This window comes from Roseomonas gilardii subsp. gilardii (genome assembly GCF_023078375.1).
GTDB classification, from domain to species: Bacteria; Pseudomonadota; Alphaproteobacteria; order Acetobacterales; family Acetobacteraceae; genus Roseomonas; species Roseomonas gilardii.
Genome location: NZ_CP095554.1, coordinates 2,961,191 through 2,976,854 on the forward strand (window position 1 = coordinate 2,961,191; position 15,664 = coordinate 2,976,854).

Genomic DNA, 15,664 nt, shown 5'->3' on the forward strand with positions numbered 1-15,664 from the left:
GCGGCCTCTTTCGCTGCCGGACAGCCTCGGCTAGGCACGGGGGCATGGACGCAACGGCGACGATCGACGACTTCACCAAGCTCGACATCCGCACCGGCACCATCGCCCGGGCGGAGGCCTTTCCGGAAGCCCGCAAGCCCGCGATCAAGCTCTGGGTCGATTTCGGCCCGGAACTCGGGGTGAAGCAGAGCTCCGCCCAGATCACCGCGAACTACGATCCCCATGGGCTGGCCGGGCGTCAGGTCATCGCCGTCGTCAATTTTCCGCCCCGCCGCATCGGCGGCTTCGCCAGCGAGGTTCTCGTGCTCGGCGTGCCGGACGAGAATGGCGATGTCGTTCTCCTGCGCCCCGACACGCCCGTGCCGGACGGGGCGCGCATGTTCTGAGGAACCGGTCCATGGCCGCCCCCCGCTACTACACCGTCTCCTGGGACCAGCTTCACCGCGACGGCAAGGCCCTGGCCTGGCGCCTCGTGGACAAAGGGCCGAATGGCGGCCCCTGGAATGGCATCGTCGCCATCACGCGCGGCGGGCTGATCCCCGCCGCCATCGTGGCGCGCGAGCTGGACTGCCGCCTGATCGAGAGCGTCTCCATCGTCACCTATGACGAAGAGTCGCGCGGCCAGCCAAGCGTCGTGAAGATGCCGGAGGCGGCGGGCGACGGCGAGGGCTGGCTGATCCTCGACGACCTCGTGGACACCGGCACCACCGCCCGGGTGGTGCGCGGCATGCTGCCCAAGGCGCATTTCGCGACGATCTATGCCAAGCCGGCCGGCAAGCCGCTGGTGGACACCTTCGTCACCGAGGTGAGTCAGGACACCTGGATCCTCTTCCCCTGGGACACCGAGCCACAGTTCGTGGCCCCCATCGCCAAGAGCGCGAAGAGCTGAGCGGGCCTGCCGGCCCGTGGCCTTCCATCCGCGAAGGCACTCCCGGGAGGCGGGCCCGTTCGCGGGCCCGCCTTTTGCGTTCCTGGCCCTCTGACGCTGGCCTGGTCAGCTCTCAGACCAGGTATCTCCGTATCAAAAATTTTCGTGAGTTTTAAAATTATCTCATAAGATGGACAGGTCTTGTGTATCGTCGCCAGGCGAGCATCCGCTATAGCCACAAGCCACGATGGAAAACGGGTTGAAGGGCGGTTTTCCAGCCCCACCCCCAAAGGAAGACACGAAAAGGAGAGCAATGGTCGCCCCCCTGATCACCGTTTCGGTCCCTACCTACCGGCGCCCATCCCTGCTGTTGCAGTGCTTGCACTCCGTTTTCCAGCAGAACTACCGGCCGCTGGAAATCGATGTCAGCGACAACTCCTCCACCGACGAGGCGGAGCAGCTGATCGCCAGCCTGACGCCGCCGGAAGGGATCACCATCCGCTACTGGCGGAATGTGCCCGCCTCGAACCTGGTGGGCAACATCAACAAGCTCTTCGCCGAGGCGCGGGGCGAGCGGCTGCTGGTGCTGCATGACGACGACGCCCTGCTGCCCGGGGCGATCGAGGCGCTGGACGAAGCCTATCGCTCCTCGCCCGACGTGATCTGCGCCTATGGCATCCAGGAATGCATCACCCCCTTCGGCATGGTCTCGCCGAAGGACACGGAGACCCATAGCAAGGTCGGCAACCGGACCTCCGAATATGCCGGCCTGCACTACGACCTCCTGGTGCGCGCCCTGTGGCGGCAGGTGCCCTGCGACGGCTTCCTGATCGACACCAAGGCCGCCCGCCAGATCGGCTATCGCAGCATGGATCTGGTGGGGCTCCAGCTCGACACGGATTTCGGCATCCGCCTGTCCCAGGCCTTCCCCGGCAAGGCCTTCTACTTCGTGGACCGGAAGACCTCCCTCTACCGCCTTTCCCCGGAGGGGCTGCGCGAGACCGGGGCGAATGTCAGCAGCAAGATCTACGACGTGCTGGAATCCCTGCCGAACCTCTCCCCCGCCGAGATGGCGGCGCGGGACCGGCTGATGCACCAGATCGCCGCCGAATCCCTGGTGGAGCACGCCATGGGCCGCCGGCGGCGGAAGGCGCTGCACATCTTCTTCTCGCGCTACTATCGCTCGGGCCAAAGCATGCTGAAGAGTGCCTACCACCTCGGTCTGATCGCCACGCCGAAGCTGCGGGCCGTGCGCTACATGCGCTCGGCCTGATCCTGCCCCCCGGCCTTGGGGGATCTCCCGCGGCTGGAGCCAGCCTATCCGGCCACGGTCTCGGGCGAGACCAGGACCTTGTCCACCCGCCGCCCGTCCATATCCACCACCTCGAACTGCCAGCCGGACCAGGCGATCCGGTCGCCCTCCTTGGGCACGCGTTGCAGCAGCGCCAGCAGCAGCCCGGCCACGGTGTGGTAGCTCCCCTCCTGCGGCAGGGTCGGCAGGTCCAGCCGCGCCTTCAGCTCGTCCGACGGCATCATGCCATCCACCAGCAGAGAGCCGTCATGCCGCTCGACCGCCCCCTCGGCGGGTTCCGGCTCCGGCTCGCCCAACTCGCCCACGATGGCCTCCAGCAGGTCCGAGTCGGTGATGATGCCCTCGAAGGAGCCATATTCGTCCATCACCAGCGCCATGCCGATCTTGTCGGTGCGCATCCGTTCCAGCGCATCCAGCGCCGGCAGGGTGTCGGGCAGGACCAGCGGCTGCCGCATCGCCTCGGAGAGGGAGAGCGCATGGCCGGCCAGCAGCTCGTCCAGCAGGTCCTTCACCGCGACCACGCCGACCACGTTGTCCACGCGGCCATCGGCCACGACATAACGGGAAACGCCGCCCTCGCGCACACGGGTCCGCAGTTCCTCCGGGGTCTCGCTGCGGTCCAGCCAGACGACCTCGTTGCGCGGCGTCATCAGGGCGCGCACCGGCTTGTCGGCGAGGCGCAGCACCCGCTCGATCATCTGGCGCTCCTCGCGCTCCAGCGCCCCGGCCTCGGCCCCCTCCGCCACCACGGCCTTGACCTCCTCCTCGGTCACCGCCGTCTCGGTGGCCTGGGAGGCGCCGAGCAGCCGCAGCACCAGCGCGGAGGAGGAGGAAAGCAGCCAGACCGCCGGCGAGGCGACGCGCGACAGCAGCAACAGGAGTGCCGCGAGCCGGCTGGCCACGGCCTCCGGGTTCCGCAGCGCCAGTGTCTTGGGCACCAGCTCGCCCAGGATGAGGGAGAGATAGGTGATGACGAGCACCACCACGCCGAAGGCGATGTCGTCGGCATAGGGGGCCAGGAAGGGCACCTTCGCCACCACCGGCTCCAGCGTGGAGGAAAGCCGGGCGCCGCCGAAGGCGCCGGCCAGGATGCCGACCAGCGTGATGCCGATCTGCACCGTGGGCAGCATCCGCTCCGGATTCTCGGCCAGGGACAGGGCCGTGCTCGCCCCTTTCATCCCGGCCTTCTGCAGCGCCAGCAGGCGCGCGCGGCGGGATGAGACGACCGCGAGTTCGCCCATCGCGAAGACGCCATTCAGCAACACCAGCAGGAGGATGATGCCGATTTCGATCAGGACGGACATGATGCCCTCCGTTCTAGGCGAGGACGCAGCGCAGCGATAGCGCTCCGTCGGTGCACCATCCGGAACCGCCGCCATTCGTTCCGCCGCGAAAATGCCCAATTTGCGGCCGACCGGCGCCGCAGGAACAGGCGTTCATGCTCTTTGAGACGCGGCCCCGGATTCGGCCGCGCCACCCGGAACGGCCGGGTGGCGCGTCGCCCGGAACGGGGGCCGCAAGACGCCGGACACCGCATGAACGCGAGCCCGATGGGACAGGACTGGCCACCCCGCCCGGCCACCCCGCCCGCTTCCACCGCCACCCCGCCACGGCACCGCCCGGACCCCCGCCCGGCCCCCCGCCCTGGCCGCTTCCTGTCGCGGCAGGCCGCCACGCTGGCCGTGCTCGCCCTGGTGGCGATCGCGCATCTCGGCGCCTGGTGGGCCTGGAACCGGCCGGCCACCATGCCGGACTTCACCGGGCGGGTGGAAGGATTCGCCTTCGCCCCCTATCAGCGCGGCCAGAGCGCCGAGGGCGACAACCAGCCCAGCGCGGCCGACATGCTGCGCGACCTGCGGCGCATCGCCCCGATGACCGACCGCATCCGCACCTATGCCGCCTCGAACGGGCTGGAGCGGATTCCCGACCTCGCCTGGCAGGCCGGGCTCGACCTGCGGGTCACCATGGGCTCCTGGCTGGACAAGCGGCTGGACCGCAACGCCACCGAGATCCGCAACCTCGTCCAGACGGCGCGCGAGGCCCGGAACGTGGACCGTGTGCTGGTGGGCAACGAATCCATCCTGCGCGGCGACCTCACCGTGCCACAGCTCGTCGGCTATATCCGGCAGGTGAAGCGCCAGGTGCGCCAGCCCGTCTCCACCGCCGAGCCCTGGCATGTCTGGGTGGACCATCCGGAGCTCGGCCAGGCGGTGGACTTCATCACCATCCACCTGCTGCCTTACTGGGAGGGGCTGCCGGTCGATGACGCGCTGCGCTTCTCCCTGGAGAAGTACAGACAGGTGAAGGCGATGTTCCCGAACAAGCCCGTGCTGATCGGCGAGATCGGCTGGCCCTCCGACGGCGTGGCCCAGGGGGCGGCGCGGGCGAGCCGGGTGAACCAGGCAATGTTCCTGCGCAAGTTCTTCCGCATCGCCGACCGCGAGAACCTCGACTACTTCGTCATGGAAGCCTTCGACCAACCCTGGAAGGTGAGCTTCGAGGGTCGCGCCGCCGGCTACTGGGGCATGCTCGACCTCGACCGGCAGGAGAAGTGGCCGCTGACCGGCGCGGTGCAGGAGAATCCCGGCTGGGCCGGCTGGGCGCTGGGCGGCAGCCTCGCCGCCTTCCTGGCCAGCTTCTTCTTCCTCTCCCGCCGCCCCGACATCCGCCCCGCCGGCAAGCTGATGATGGCGGGCCTCGCCCAGCTCTTCGTGACCGGCGTGGTCGCGGTGGTGCTGGCGATGTCGGAAACCTACCTCTCCCCGGCGGCGGCCGCGGTCTGGTGCGCCCTGATCCTGGGCCAGCTCCTGCTGCTGGCGCTGCTGCTCTCCGACAGTTTCGAACTGGCCGAGACCGTGTTCGGCCGCGTGGCGAAGCGCCAGTGGCCCGCTTTGCCCGCCGCCGGCACCGCCACGATGCCGAAGGTCTCGCTGCACCTGCCGATCTGCAACGAGCCGCCGCAGATGGTGCGCCAGACGCTCGATGCCCTGGCCGCCCTCGACTACGAGAATTTCGAGGTGCTGGTGGTGGACAACAACACCGCCGACCCGGCGGTGTGGGAGCCGGTGGCGGAGCACTGCGCGCGCCTTGGCCCCAAATTCCGCTTCTTCCATCTCGGCCAGTGGCCGGGCTTCAAGGCCGGCGCGCTGAACTTCGCCCTGCGCGAGACCGCGCCCGATGCCGCGGTGATCGGCGTGCTGGACAGCGACTACCTCGTCCGCCCCGACTGGCTGCGCCGCATGGTGCCCTTCTTCGACCGGCCGGAGGTCGGCTTCACCCAGTCGCCGCAGGACTACCGCGACGGGCATGAGGGCTGGTTCAAGCGGATCATGTTCTGGGAGTATGCCGGCTTCTTCAAGGCGGGCATGGTCACGCGCAACGAGCGCAACGCCATCATCCAGCACGGCACCATGACGCTGATCCGCCGCGCCGCGCTGGAAGGCGCCGGCGGCTGGGCCGAGTGGTGCATCTGCGAGGACAGCGAACTCGGCCTCAAGCTGATGCGCCAGGGCTGGGAGGCCGTCTATGTGCCCGACAGCATGGGCCGTGGCGTGATGCCGGACGACTTCGCCGCCTATCGCAAGCAGCGCCACCGCTGGGCCTTCGGCGCGGTGCAGATCGTCAAGGGTCACTGGCGCGCCCTGCTGAACCCCTTCGACCGCTCGTTGAGCCAGGGCCAGCGCTTCCACTTCGTGATGGGCTGGATGCCCTGGTTCGGCGACGCTCTGGGCCTGGCCTTCGTGATCGGCGGGCTTTTCTGGTCGCTGGGCCTGACGCTGCTGCCGCTGACCAACGAGTTGCACTATGGCGGCCTGCATGGCTGGGTGCTGCAGCATCTCGGCCTGGGCGAGGGCTTCTGGCTGGCACTGCGCAGCGTGCTCCAGGCGGTGGGGTTGTCCAACGAGTTCCCGATCCTGCTCTTCATGCTGCCGAGCCTGGGGCTTTTCGCCTTCAAGCTCTTCCAGATCTGGACGCTCTATGCCGCGCGCGTCGCCTGCGGCGCGGGCGACCGGCTGGCGGCGGCGCTGGGCGGGCTGGCGCTCACCCACACCATCGGCAAGGCGGTCTGGCAGGGGCTGTTCAAGCGCCGGGCCCATTTCGCCCGCACGCCGAAGATGGAGAACGCCCCGGCACTGGTGCAGGCCTTCGCCACCGCACGGGAAGAGTTGATCCTGATGGGACTTCTCTGGACCGCCGCCCTCGGCGTTACCCTGGTGCATCGTGGCGGAACCTGGGAGGCCGTGCTGTGGACCGTGATCCTGCTGGTGCAGTCGGTGCCCTACCTGGCCGCTGTCTCCATGGCGGCGGTGGCCGCGCTGCCCTCACCCACCAAGGTACAGGCCGCGTCGGGGAACCTGCCCGGGGCCGTCCCGGCCACCTCCACGGCCGGCCATGCGGTCGCCCGCACCGCGGCTGAATAGGCCGAGGATACGGCCCCTGGGCGGCTGGCGGGTTCCGCCAGCCGCGAGGCTTCTCGCTCTGGCCGGGCTGGTCCCCTTCTTCGGATTGGCCCTGCTTTCGCTTTCGGGCGAGGCCTGGGCGCGGCCGCCGCTGCTTCTCTACGGCGCCACCATCCTGTCCTTCCTTGGCGCCATCCACTGGGGCGCCGTCCTGCGGGCCCCCGAGAGCGAGGCGGGCTGGGACTGGCCCCGGCTGACCCTCGGGGTGCTGCCGCCGCTCCTGGCCTGGGTCGCGCTGCTGCTGCCACCCTATTGGACAGCCGTCCTGCTCATCCTCGGCCTGATGCTCACCGTGATCGTGGAATCCTGGGCGGCGCGCTTCCATGCCGTCGCGCCGCGAAGCTGGCTCCGCCTGCGCTGGCTCCTGTCGATTGGTGCCTCCGCCTCGCTTTTTCTGAGTGGATTGCTTCTATTGTGAGATTGATTCCATAATTTGAAACGTTCATACTGCGGTCCCAACCCGCTTCGCTCCTTTGGAGGTCCCATGCCGGATGCCGAGGTGATCCCCTTCCCCGTCACCCCCATGCGGCGTCTCGAAAGCGCCCTGCAGAATCTGGTCAAGGCACAGGAGGAGCAGCGCCGGGCCGTCCAGGCTTTCCAGGATTCCGTCGCTCAGCTCCGCACCCAGACCACCCTGCTGCGCGAGAGCGTCCGGGATTTCGACGAGGAGCTGCGGCAGCTCGGCCAGGAGGCGCGGCGGGCCCATGCCGCCGCCCTGACACTGGAACATACCGCCGGGCGCCTCTGAGGCCCGGGTCCCGGGCGCCCGTTTCCCCAGAAATTCCCGCACCTTGGTGTGGCGCCATCCGGGCGGGGATGACTCCCTTGCGTCCCGGGCTTATCTCGGTGCTGGAAGCGTTGTTCCACGAGGTGTGCCCTGCCATGCGCCATCCCCTGATCGCCCAGCTCGAAGCCGCCCGGATCGTGCCCGTGGTGCGCACCCATGACACCGCGCATGCGGCCAAGGCGGTCGCCTGGCTGCGCGAGACGGGGATCACCGTCTTCGAGATCACCATGACCGTCCCGGGCGCGGTGGACCTGATCCGCGAGCTTTCGGCGGAGCCGGGCCTGCTGGTCGGCGCCGGCACCGTGCCGGATGCCGCCACGGCCGAGGCCTGCCTCGCCGCCGGCGCGCGCTTCATCGTGGCGCCCTGGGTCGATTCCAGCCTTGCCCCGCCCTGCCGCGAGGCCAATGCCTGCCTGATGCTGGGCGCCGTGACGCCGACCGAGGTGCGCGCCGCCCTGGCCGCCGGGACGGATGTGGTGAAGGTCTTCCCCGCCGCTTCCGCTGGCGGTCCCGGCCATGTGAAGGCGCTCCGCTCCGTCTTCCCACAGGTCACCTTCTGCCCGACCGGTGGCGTCGATGCGCGCAACGCGCCCGACTACCTGGCGGCCGGCGCGGGTTTCGTCGGCATGGGCGGCAAGCTCGTGGACGAATCCCTGATTGCCAAGGGCGACCGCGCGGCGGTGCAGGACGCCGCTCGCGCCGCGCTCGGCATCGTCCAGGTCTGACGCGCATGGCCGCCGAACTCCTCTGCCTGGGCGAGCCGATGTGGGAGCTCAACCAGCAGTCCAAGGCCACCGACGGCCGCCCACTCTATCTGGAAGGCCATGGCGGCGATGCCTCCAACGCCGCCATCGCTGCCGCACGCGCCGGGGCCTCGGTGGGCTTCCTGGGCGCCATCGGCCAGGACCGCCCAGGCGACAGCTTCATGGCGCTCTGGCAGGGCGAGGGCATCGACACCTCCACCGTGCTGCGCAGCCCCGAGGCGCCGACCGGTCTCTACATCGTCACGCATGGCGAGACGGGGCACGAGTTCACCTATTACCGCAGCGGCTCCGCCTCCGCCCGCTACCGCCCGCAGGACCTGCCGGAAGAGGCGATCCGCGCCGCGAAGGTCCTGCACCTGACCGGCATCAGCCTGGCGATCTCCTCCAGCGCCTGCGACGCCGCGCTGCGCGCCGCCGAGATCGCGCGGGAGGCCGGGGTGAAGGTCTCGGTGGACACCAATCTCCGCCTGCGCCTCTGGCCGCTCGTCCGCGCCACGGCGATCATCCATGCGGCCATCGAGCGGGCCGATATCGCCCTGCCCTCCTATGACGACGCGACGCATCTCACCGGGCTGGAAGACCCCGACGCCATCGCGGATTTCTACCTGAATCTCTGCCCTCTGGTGCTGCTGAAGCTCGGCAAGGACGGCTCCATCGTCGCGACGCGGGACGGCCGGACCCGCATCCCCGGCCGGCCGGTGAAGGCCGTGGATGCCACCGGCGCGGGCGACACCTTCGCCGGCAATGTCCTGGCACGGATTCTGGCCGGCGACGGGCCGGAGGAGGCGACGCGCTATGCCAATGCGGCCGCGGCGCTCTCGACCACCGGCTATGGCGCGGTTGCCCCGATGCCAAGGCGCGAGGATGTGCTGGCCTTCCTGAAGCAAGGCTGAAGCCGGGGGCGCCGCCCCGGGGAAGCATCAGCCGTCGCGCAGGCCTTCCAGCCGGTGCCGCAACGCCATGTCGTGGGGCAGCAGTTCCACCGCGGCGGCACAGGCCAGTTCCGCCTCCACCGGGCAGCCTCCTTCCTCGAAGAGCCGGCTGAGATGTGCCTGGAGCCCGCCATTCCGGGCGGCGCGGGCCATGGCATCCGTCAGCGCCGCCTCGGCCTCCCGGCGGAAGCCCGGCTCCTCCAGCAGCGCCGCCAGCGGCAGGAGGTCGCCGCCATGCCGCGCGATTTCCGCGGCCACGTCGTTCACCACGGACCAGGGCTGGATGCCCGGGCGCAGCAGCCCCGGCGCGTTCTCCAGCAGCAGGTTCAGCTCCTCGTTGGCGCTGCCGGGCCCCTGCCAGATCAGCGCGTTCTCCGGCTGGCCGACCAGGCTCAGCGCCGCCGCCAGGAAGGAGGCACGCCGGTTGCCCAGCGCCTGCAGAGCCCGCCCCATGAGCAGCAGCCGCCCGCTCATCCCGATGCCATCGGGCGCCGGCAAGTCCTGCCGCGCCAGGGCCAGGGCGCGCCGCGCATCCCCGGCCTGGAACGCCTCGTCGGCCTCCAGGGTCCGCAGCACATAGGCGGCCTGGGGCCCGAGCGGCGGCGGGCCGGCGGCAGCTTCCCGCAGCACCGCCACCACCTCCTCCGCCGACAGCAGGCCATCGGGCGCGAGGCCGAGCTGGGAGGTCATGGGCCGCACTGTCAGCCCCGCCCCGACCAGCCAGTCATGCAGTTCCCCATGGACCTCGCGCCAGCTTCCCTCCGTCACCTTGCGAAAGGCGTGCAGGAAGAACCCCGCATAGATATCCAGCGCCACGCTGGACCCCGCGGCGAGCTGGTCGCCCGCGGCGCCCTCGCGGAAATGGTCGGTGAACAGGTCGCGCGGCCCGCCGGACAGCAGGAGCGGCAGGTCCAACCGGTGCAGCGCCTTGTCGGGGCGGAGCCGCAGCACGGCGTCGAAGCGCCGGCCCTGCTCCTCCTCCAGGTCGCGCTTCATCACCCCGGCCTGGAAGACCTTGTAGAACTGCCGCAGCGTATAGGGGTCGGTGCCGTGCGGAGCCCCGTCGGGATGGCGCTGGCGGTTTTCGTAAAAGCTGAAGGGAAAGGCATCCTCGATATGGATGCGCGCCGGACCGACCGCCGCCTCGATCGCCTCCCGGGTCACGGTCTCGCTTTCCGCCCGGCGCGCCAGATGGCGGCGCAGCGCGGGGAAGACCTCGAAGAAGCGCTGCGACTTCCATTCCGCCGGGAGAGCACGCAGCAGGCCCGGCGGCAGCACGAGATCCAGGCGGCTGGCATTCATCGGTCCGCTGACCTTGGCCCCACGCTCGCGCCAGGTGGCGACGACCACGCTCACCTCCGCCTGCTCCCGCAAGGCATGGAGCCAGCCGAGCCCTCCCTCGAAACGGCGCATCTGACCGCTGAGGCATACGCAGATCCTCGGCCGCGCCGCAGTCGTCCCCACCCTGTATCACCCTTCACGAAAGGCCCCGGTCGCCTCCGACAGGTTCCGGGTTGACCAGCCCCGCGGCACTGCATCGACGGCGGAAGTCCTGTCGTTTTGGGTGTCCTTCGGAAAACATCAAGACCGCGCCGGGCGCATCATCCCTCCGATGCCGCCGCCGGGGGCTTACGCCATCCCGCAGCCGGCACCATCTTCCCTGGGTGAGCAAGTTCGTCGGACGGGCACTGGGGCCGGATGGCCAGGTGGCCCATGCCCTTCCCTTCACCCCCGGACCATCCCGCCCGTCCCGCCCCGCGTGTTGCTGGCGGCCTGGGACAGCGCGCGGGAGGGAGCGGCCCTTGGCCTGCGCGGCCCCGAGCGCGCCCTGTTCTTCGCCAGCGAAGGCCCGGTGGCACCACCGGATTCGGTGCGGCTGGACCTGTCCGATCCCGATGCGCGCTGCTGGGCGGAGGCGATCGACCTGACGCTCGGCCTCGGCACCGTGTCAGGCATGGCGGTGCTGCTGCGGCTCCTGGCATTGCTGGATGCCATGGGGCGCCTGCCCTGGCTGCGCGGCATGTTCGAGATCAGCGCCGGCGAGACCGAGCTCCATCCCGCCCTCCTCGCGGCGGCGGCGGAACTCCCCCTGGACCCGGCCGCCAGACTGGACGAAACCAGCCTGCGGCGCCGACTCTCACGGCTGCCGGCCGGAGCCCGTTCATGAACCACCGATTCCTCGTCCTCACCCTTCTTCTTCCCATCCTGGGGGCCTGTGCCAGCGCGCCGGAGCGCAGCAGCGACCAACGCCAGGACGAGGCGAGGCTGGCCGCCTGCCGCCGCGATGCCGAGCGGGCCATCCTGTTCCGCGACCGCGGCCAGACCATGCGAAATGACGAGTTGGATGCGAGTTCCGGCGTGCAGAGCTATCTGGGCATCCGCAACCAGACGGACCGCCTGGGCGCGACCTTCGAGCGCAACCGCATGGCTGCCGCCTGCGCCCGCGACACCGCACCGGATGCCGCCGCTCAGGGCCAGGCCACTCCGGCTCAGCCAGGCGCAGCGCCCGCCGCGCGCTGAGCCGGCCGGGCGGGGGCCCCGCACTTTCCCCCCATGAGTTCTCCCATGATTTCTCCCATGATTTCTCCCATGATTTCCCTGGGCGCTGATCTGCTCTAGGACACCTTCCGTCCCGACCACGAGACGAGGAGAGGCTCCGCGATGAGCAAGATCAACCGCCACGGCAACAACCCGGTGCTGTCCAACGCCGTCGAGTACCACAACTTCGTGTTCCTGGCCGGCGTCACCGCCGACGACCTTTCCCAGGACGTGGTCGGCCAGACCAGGCAGGTCCTGGCCCGGATCGATGAGCTGCTGGAAGTGTACGGCACCGACAAGACCCGCCTGCTCCAGGCTCAGGTCTGGCTGAAGGACATCCGCGACCGCGACGCCCTGAACAAGGAGTGGGTGTCGTGGCTGCCGCAGGGCGGTGCGCCGGTCCGCGCCTGTGTGGAGGCCAACATGGCCGACCCGCGCCACCTCGTGGAAATCATGATCACCGCCTGTCGCTGAGGTGGTGGCGCGGCGATTCAGCCGCGTGAATCGCTGTGGCGGCAGTGCCGCCACAGTGTGACTTTGGCAGCGTTGCCACGGATGACATAGGACTATCTTCTCTATCGGCATGACCTGCGAGCTATGCCCCTGACAAATCACACCAATTCCGCCCACACATTGCTGTCACGGATTGGCGAGGACGAAACCCTCCGGTACCGCCTCCGCACCGGCATCTGCGATGCCGGTTCCTGGGTGGGGCCAGGATTAGCAATGGGTTACCGGCTTAGCTTACCAGCCCGTGGGGGGGTCATGCGGTTCAGGTCTTCGGCGATCACTGTCACGGCGCTCTGCGGGGCGCTGGTCCTTGCCCTTCCGGGCGGTGCGGAAGCGGCTCAGCAGAAGGGCGCGAAAGCCTCCCGCCACGGCGCCACGGCGCATGTCTCCAAGACCCTGAGCGCCACACCGAACTTCCGCAGCGCGTCGCTGAAGGCGCGGTCCTCCCGCGGCTATGACGGCACGGTCCGCAACGCGATGTTCACCGGCAGCATCTCCTGCGTCCCCTATGCCCGGATGGTGTCCGGCATCCAGGTCACCGGGAATGGCTACCAGTGGTGGGGCAATGCGGCGGGTCTCTATGAGCGTGGCCAGCGCCCTGAGCCTGGCTCGGTCCTGGCCTTCCGCTCCTCGGGCGGCATGCGCCTCGGCCATGTGGCGGTGGTGCAGCGGATCGTGAACAGCCGCGAGATCGAGATCGAGCACGCGAACTGGGAAGGCCCCGGCATCCGCAAGGGCACGGTGATGCGCAACGTCTCGGTGATCGACGTTTCCCCGCGCAACGACTGGACCGCGGTGCGGGTGCAGATCGGCCGCAGCGAAGAGAGCTTCGGCCGCGTCTATCCGACCTACGGCTTCATCCACAACCGCCCGATCGGCGCCTCGCCGCGCATCAACTACGCCCGTTCCCAGGGCTTCGAGGAAGTGGCCGAGGCACCGGCCTCGAACCGCCCGCTGGACATCACGGTGCGCAACACGGGCCGCTGACGCGCGGCCAATCCGTGTCCCTTTAAGCTTCGTCTTCCCTCAGCCGGGGCGTTATCCTTCGGAAACTCTTGTGCCGGCACCGGTGTTGCCGGCCCATCGGCTTTCAGGAGGACAGGCATGAGCGGAACAGCGCCCGACGAGACCCCGGCTGGCGGCGTGGGCATCACCCAGATTCATGAGATCCTGTCCTCCCTCATGGGCGGGCGAACGGACAGCGCTGGCGTGCAGGAGCTGGTGGGCCGGCTGCGCCAGGGCGGCATGGAAAGCCAGGTCGAATCCTGGGTCGGCACGGGCGAGAATCAGCCCGCCGACGGCACCTCCATCGAGCGGGCCTTCGGCAGCTCCACCATCGACAACGTCGCCTCCCGCTTCGGGATGACGCGCGACCAGCTCGTCAGCCTGCTGGTCATGGCGTTGCCGCTGGTCCTCGACCACCTCACCCCGAAGGGCCGGGTGCCGGCCAACGATGCCGAGATGCCCTCCGGCGGGCTGCAAGGCGGCCTGGGCGGCATTCTCGGCCGTGCCCTGGGCGGCCTCGGCGGCGGAAGTGCCTCCGGCCAGGGCGGCTCCTCGGCCGGGGATATCGTGGGCGGCCTCCTGCGCTCCGTCCTGGGTGGCCAGCGCGGAGCCTGAGAACCGTTCCGGCCGGTGGAGCCTCGAAGCAGGCTCTCCGGCCGGAGCCCTTCACTCCTGGCGCGGACTGCCCTGCGGTTCCGGCGCGCCAGGGGATGCGGCAGCGGATGGCGCACCGCTTCGGGGCGGGACCTTGGCCGCGATCAGCGCGCGGCGGATCTCCGCCTCGGCCTTCTCCAGCTCGGCCGCTGCCGAAAGGCGCCGGTTGCGCCCTTCCTCGGCGATCCGCAGCGAATCCTCGATCGTGCCGATCAGCGCCGCGTTCGCCTGCTTCAGCGCATCCATGTCCACCACGCCGCGCTCGATCTCGCCCCGCACCTGGGCATTGCCCTGGCGCAGCGCCTCGGCATTTGCGGTGAGGAGCTTGTTGGTCAGGTCGGTCGCCGCCTGGAGCGCCCCGCCGGCCTCCCGCATCCGCTGGATCGCCAGCGCCTGGGCGAGCTGCGCCCGCCACAGCGGCACGGTGTTGGCGAGCACCGAATGGATCTTGGCCGCCAGCGCCTTGTCGTTCTCCTGGATCAGGCGGATGCCCGGCAGGGCCTGCATGGCGATCTGCCGCGTCAGCCGCAGGTCGTGGATGCGCCGGTCCAGCTCGTCCCGCGCCGCGCGCAGGTCGCGGAGGCGCTGTGGCGCCAGCGGGTCCTTGGCGACCTCCACCTCCCATTCCGCCTTCGGCACCGTCTCGGTATCCGTGCGGTGCAGCACCTGCTCGCCGGCCTCGATGTGCTCCGCCAGGGAGTGGAACCATTCCAGCGTGGCGCCGTAGAGCCGCTCCAGCCGCTCCACATCCTCCATCAGCCGGGTGCGGTGGCCCTGCAACAGGTCGCCCGCCGCCTCGACCTGCCCGCGCACGCTCTCATAGCGTTGCAGGATGCCGACCGTGCCGCTGCTGGCGCGGCCCATCAGCCGGGACAGAAGACCGGGCTTCTCCTCGCCGCCGCCGGGATCGAAACCGCGCAGATGCGCGAGCAGGCCGGACAGCGCATCCCCCGCCTGCCCGGTCGCATCGTTGCGGGAGGCACCGAGCATGGCATCCGCCGCCGCCGTGGCCTGGCGCTGCGCCTCCTGCCCGAAGCGGAGGATCGAGGAGGCGTCGCCCAGGTCGATCTGCCGCGCCAGCTCCGCCGCGCGCGCCGACGCCATGCGCTGCTGCGTTTCCAGTGGTTCGCTCATGCCACCCCCTCTTCCCGAAGCCTCTGCCGCAGCACCGTCACCTGCACGTCCAGCGCTTCGGTCTCGGAGGCACGCAGCCGTTCCGCCGCCTGCGCGGCCGCGCGCTCCACATCCGACATCGCCGCCGTCAGTTCGCGCGGCGCGACGGCGCCGGCGGATAGCCTCTGGGCGATGCGCTCCAGCCCGTCCAGCCCCAGCACCAGCAGGTTGCGCGCCTGCCCGGCCATGGAGGGACGCAGCGCCATCTCCCGCAGCAGCCCGCGCAGCGCCGCCACCGCCCCGGCCAGCCGCGCATCCGTGCCCTCCAGCACCGAAAGGCGGCGGGCGAAGGGCTCCAGCCCGGCATCGCCCAGATAGGGTTCAGGCGGTTCCTCACGCAGCCCCTCATAGGCGAGGCGCAGCCCATAGGCCGCCGCCAGAGCGAGCAGAACGGCCCCCACCGTGCCGGTGCCGCCCGCCAGCGCCGCCGCGAAGCCGACACCCAGACCCAGCGCGGCCATGGCCCGCCGCCGGTCGCCATGCTTCGCGCGGCGCAGCAGGGCCACGGTCAGCCCAGTGCCCGCCAGACCGGCGAGCAGGCCGAGGATGGTCCGCGACTGGCCGCTCGCCAGGGCCAGCAGCAGCGCCGGCAGCATGGGCAGCGCCATGACCGGCAGGGCGAGGCCGCGCAGGGCCTTGCGATAGGTCTCGGGGAGCATCA

17 protein-coding genes are annotated in these 15,664 nt (G+C 70.0%); 13 read left to right on the forward strand and 4 right to left on the reverse strand.

Annotated elements, in window-relative coordinates; all coding sequences use genetic code 11:
* The first annotated feature begins 44 nt into the window (after window positions 1-44).
* From MVG78_RS13510 to MVG78_RS13520, 3 genes are all read left to right on the forward strand, one after another.
* Complete coding sequence (locus MVG78_RS13510; protein WP_247552282.1) at window positions 45-386, forward strand: tRNA-binding protein; 342 nt, start codon at window positions 45-47, stop codon at window positions 384-386.
* Window positions 387-397: 11 nt separating this feature from the next.
* A complete protein-coding gene (gene gpt, locus MVG78_RS13515; RefSeq protein WP_247552284.1) occupies window positions 398-889 on the forward strand; it encodes a xanthine phosphoribosyltransferase in 492 nt (163 codons plus the stop codon).
* Window positions 890-1,181: 292 nt separating this feature from the next.
* On the forward strand, window positions 1,182-2,141 hold the full coding sequence (locus MVG78_RS13520) for a glycosyltransferase family 2 protein (RefSeq protein WP_247552286.1): 960 nt from the start codon (window positions 1,182-1,184) through the stop codon (window positions 2,139-2,141).
* 44 nt (window positions 2,142-2,185) lie between these two features.
* Here the strand turns inward: MVG78_RS13520 and MVG78_RS13525 are convergent, their stop codons facing one another.
* Window positions 2,186-3,484 carry a hemolysin family protein gene (locus tag MVG78_RS13525; protein WP_247552288.1) on the reverse strand — a complete coding sequence of 433 codons (1,299 nt, stop codon included), beginning with the start codon at window positions 3,482-3,484 and terminating at the stop codon, window positions 2,186-2,188.
* A gap of 231 nt (window positions 3,485-3,715) precedes the next feature.
* On the opposite strand from MVG78_RS13525, the gene MVG78_RS13530 reads away from it, so the two are divergent.
* The 5 genes from MVG78_RS13530 to MVG78_RS13550 all read left to right on the forward strand — a co-directional run bounded on the left by MVG78_RS13530 (window position 3,716) and on the right by MVG78_RS13550 (window position 9,084).
* Window positions 3,716-6,601 (forward strand): glycosyltransferase, encoded by a 2,886-nt coding sequence (locus MVG78_RS13530; RefSeq protein ID WP_247552290.1) that lies wholly within the window; start codon window positions 3,716-3,718, stop codon window positions 6,599-6,601.
* An 85-nt stretch (window positions 6,602-6,686) separates the two neighbouring features.
* Complete coding sequence (locus MVG78_RS13535; RefSeq protein WP_247552292.1) at window positions 6,687-7,058, forward strand: DUF3429 domain-containing protein; 372 nt, start codon at window positions 6,687-6,689, stop codon at window positions 7,056-7,058.
* Between the two features lie 66 nt (window positions 7,059-7,124).
* A complete protein-coding gene (locus MVG78_RS13540; protein ID WP_247552294.1) occupies window positions 7,125-7,388 on the forward strand; it encodes a hypothetical protein in 264 nt (87 codons plus the stop codon).
* Between the two features lie 77 nt (window positions 7,389-7,465).
* Entirely contained in the window at window positions 7,466-8,152 is a 687-nt protein-coding gene (locus tag MVG78_RS13545) for a bifunctional 4-hydroxy-2-oxoglutarate aldolase/2-dehydro-3-deoxy-phosphogluconate aldolase (protein ID WP_428480657.1), read from the forward strand.
* Between the two features lie 5 nt (window positions 8,153-8,157).
* Window positions 8,158-9,084 (forward strand): sugar kinase, encoded by a 927-nt coding sequence (locus tag MVG78_RS13550; protein ID WP_247552296.1) that lies wholly within the window; start codon window positions 8,158-8,160, stop codon window positions 9,082-9,084.
* 27 nt (window positions 9,085-9,111) lie between these two features.
* Here MVG78_RS13550 and MVG78_RS13555 read toward each other — a convergent pair whose 3' ends face one another.
* Entirely contained in the window at window positions 9,112-10,536 is a 1,425-nt protein-coding gene (locus MVG78_RS13555) for a hypothetical protein (protein WP_247552298.1), read from the reverse strand.
* A gap of 349 nt (window positions 10,537-10,885) precedes the next feature.
* Here MVG78_RS13555 and MVG78_RS13560 point away from each other — a divergent pair, with 349 nt between their 5' ends.
* From MVG78_RS13560 to MVG78_RS13580, 5 genes are all read left to right on the forward strand, one after another.
* Window positions 10,886-11,290: a hypothetical protein gene (locus MVG78_RS13560; protein ID WP_247552300.1), complete on the forward strand. Its 405-nt coding sequence runs from the start codon at window positions 10,886-10,888 to the stop codon at window positions 11,288-11,290.
* Window positions 11,287-11,643 carry a hypothetical protein gene (locus MVG78_RS13565; protein ID WP_247552302.1) on the forward strand — a complete coding sequence of 119 codons (357 nt, stop codon included), beginning with the start codon at window positions 11,287-11,289 and terminating at the stop codon, window positions 11,641-11,643. The genes MVG78_RS13560 and MVG78_RS13565 overlap by 4 nt, the downstream gene beginning before the upstream one ends.
* A 141-nt stretch (window positions 11,644-11,784) precedes the next feature.
* Window positions 11,785-12,135 carry a RidA family protein gene (locus tag MVG78_RS13570; RefSeq protein ID WP_247552304.1) on the forward strand — a complete coding sequence of 117 codons (351 nt, stop codon included), beginning with the start codon at window positions 11,785-11,787 and terminating at the stop codon, window positions 12,133-12,135.
* Between the two features lie 291 nt (window positions 12,136-12,426).
* Window positions 12,427-13,158 (forward strand): CHAP domain-containing protein, encoded by a 732-nt coding sequence (locus MVG78_RS13575; protein WP_247552306.1) that lies wholly within the window; start codon window positions 12,427-12,429, stop codon window positions 13,156-13,158.
* Window positions 13,159-13,275: 117 nt separating this feature from the next.
* Window positions 13,276-13,791 carry a YidB family protein gene (locus tag MVG78_RS13580; protein WP_247552308.1) on the forward strand — a complete coding sequence of 172 codons (516 nt, stop codon included), beginning with the start codon at window positions 13,276-13,278 and terminating at the stop codon, window positions 13,789-13,791.
* 51 nt (window positions 13,792-13,842) lie between these two features.
* Here the strand turns inward: MVG78_RS13580 and MVG78_RS13585 are convergent, their stop codons facing one another.
* On the reverse strand, window positions 13,843-14,964 hold the full coding sequence (locus MVG78_RS13585) for a toxic anion resistance protein (RefSeq protein WP_247552310.1): 1,122 nt from the start codon (window positions 14,962-14,964) through the stop codon (window positions 13,843-13,845).
* Window positions 14,961-15,662: a hypothetical protein gene (locus tag MVG78_RS13590; RefSeq protein ID WP_247552311.1), complete on the reverse strand. Its 702-nt coding sequence runs from the start codon at window positions 15,660-15,662 to the stop codon at window positions 14,961-14,963. The genes MVG78_RS13585 and MVG78_RS13590 overlap by 4 nt, the downstream gene beginning before the upstream one ends.
* Window positions 15,663-15,664: the final 2 nt, after the last annotated feature.

Excerpts from the sequence above, each read along its gene's own strand:
- MVG78_RS13510 (WP_247552282.1), top strand. The coding sequence starts at position 45 with ATGGACGCAACGGCGACGATCGACGACTTCACCAAGCTCGACATCCGC.
- gpt (WP_247552284.1), top strand. The coding sequence starts at position 398 with ATGGCCGCCCCCCGCTACTACACCGTCTCCTGGGACCAGCTTCACCGC.
- MVG78_RS13520 (WP_247552286.1), top strand. The coding sequence starts at position 1,182 with ATGGTCGCCCCCCTGATCACCGTTTCGGTCCCTACCTACCGGCGCCCA.
- MVG78_RS13525 (WP_247552288.1), bottom strand. The coding sequence starts at position 3,484 with ATGTCCGTCCTGATCGAAATCGGCATCATCCTCCTGCTGGTGTTGCTG.
- MVG78_RS13530 (WP_247552290.1), top strand. The coding sequence starts at position 3,716 with ATGAACGCGAGCCCGATGGGACAGGACTGGCCACCCCGCCCGGCCACC.
- MVG78_RS13540 (WP_247552294.1), top strand. The coding sequence starts at position 7,125 with ATGCCGGATGCCGAGGTGATCCCCTTCCCCGTCACCCCCATGCGGCGT.
- MVG78_RS13550 (WP_247552296.1), top strand. The coding sequence starts at position 8,158 with ATGGCCGCCGAACTCCTCTGCCTGGGCGAGCCGATGTGGGAGCTCAAC.
- MVG78_RS13555 (WP_247552298.1), bottom strand. The coding sequence starts at position 10,536 with ATGCGCCGTTTCGAGGGAGGGCTCGGCTGGCTCCATGCCTTGCGGGAG.
- MVG78_RS13565 (WP_247552302.1), top strand. The coding sequence starts at position 11,287 with ATGAACCACCGATTCCTCGTCCTCACCCTTCTTCTTCCCATCCTGGGG.
- MVG78_RS13570 (WP_247552304.1), top strand. The coding sequence starts at position 11,785 with ATGAGCAAGATCAACCGCCACGGCAACAACCCGGTGCTGTCCAACGCC.
- MVG78_RS13575 (WP_247552306.1), top strand. The coding sequence starts at position 12,427 with ATGCGGTTCAGGTCTTCGGCGATCACTGTCACGGCGCTCTGCGGGGCG.
- MVG78_RS13580 (WP_247552308.1), top strand. The coding sequence starts at position 13,276 with ATGAGCGGAACAGCGCCCGACGAGACCCCGGCTGGCGGCGTGGGCATC.
- MVG78_RS13585 (WP_247552310.1), bottom strand. The coding sequence starts at position 14,964 with ATGAGCGAACCACTGGAAACGCAGCAGCGCATGGCGTCGGCGCGCGCG.
- MVG78_RS13590 (WP_247552311.1), bottom strand. The coding sequence starts at position 15,662 with ATGCTCCCCGAGACCTATCGCAAGGCCCTGCGCGGCCTCGCCCTGCCG.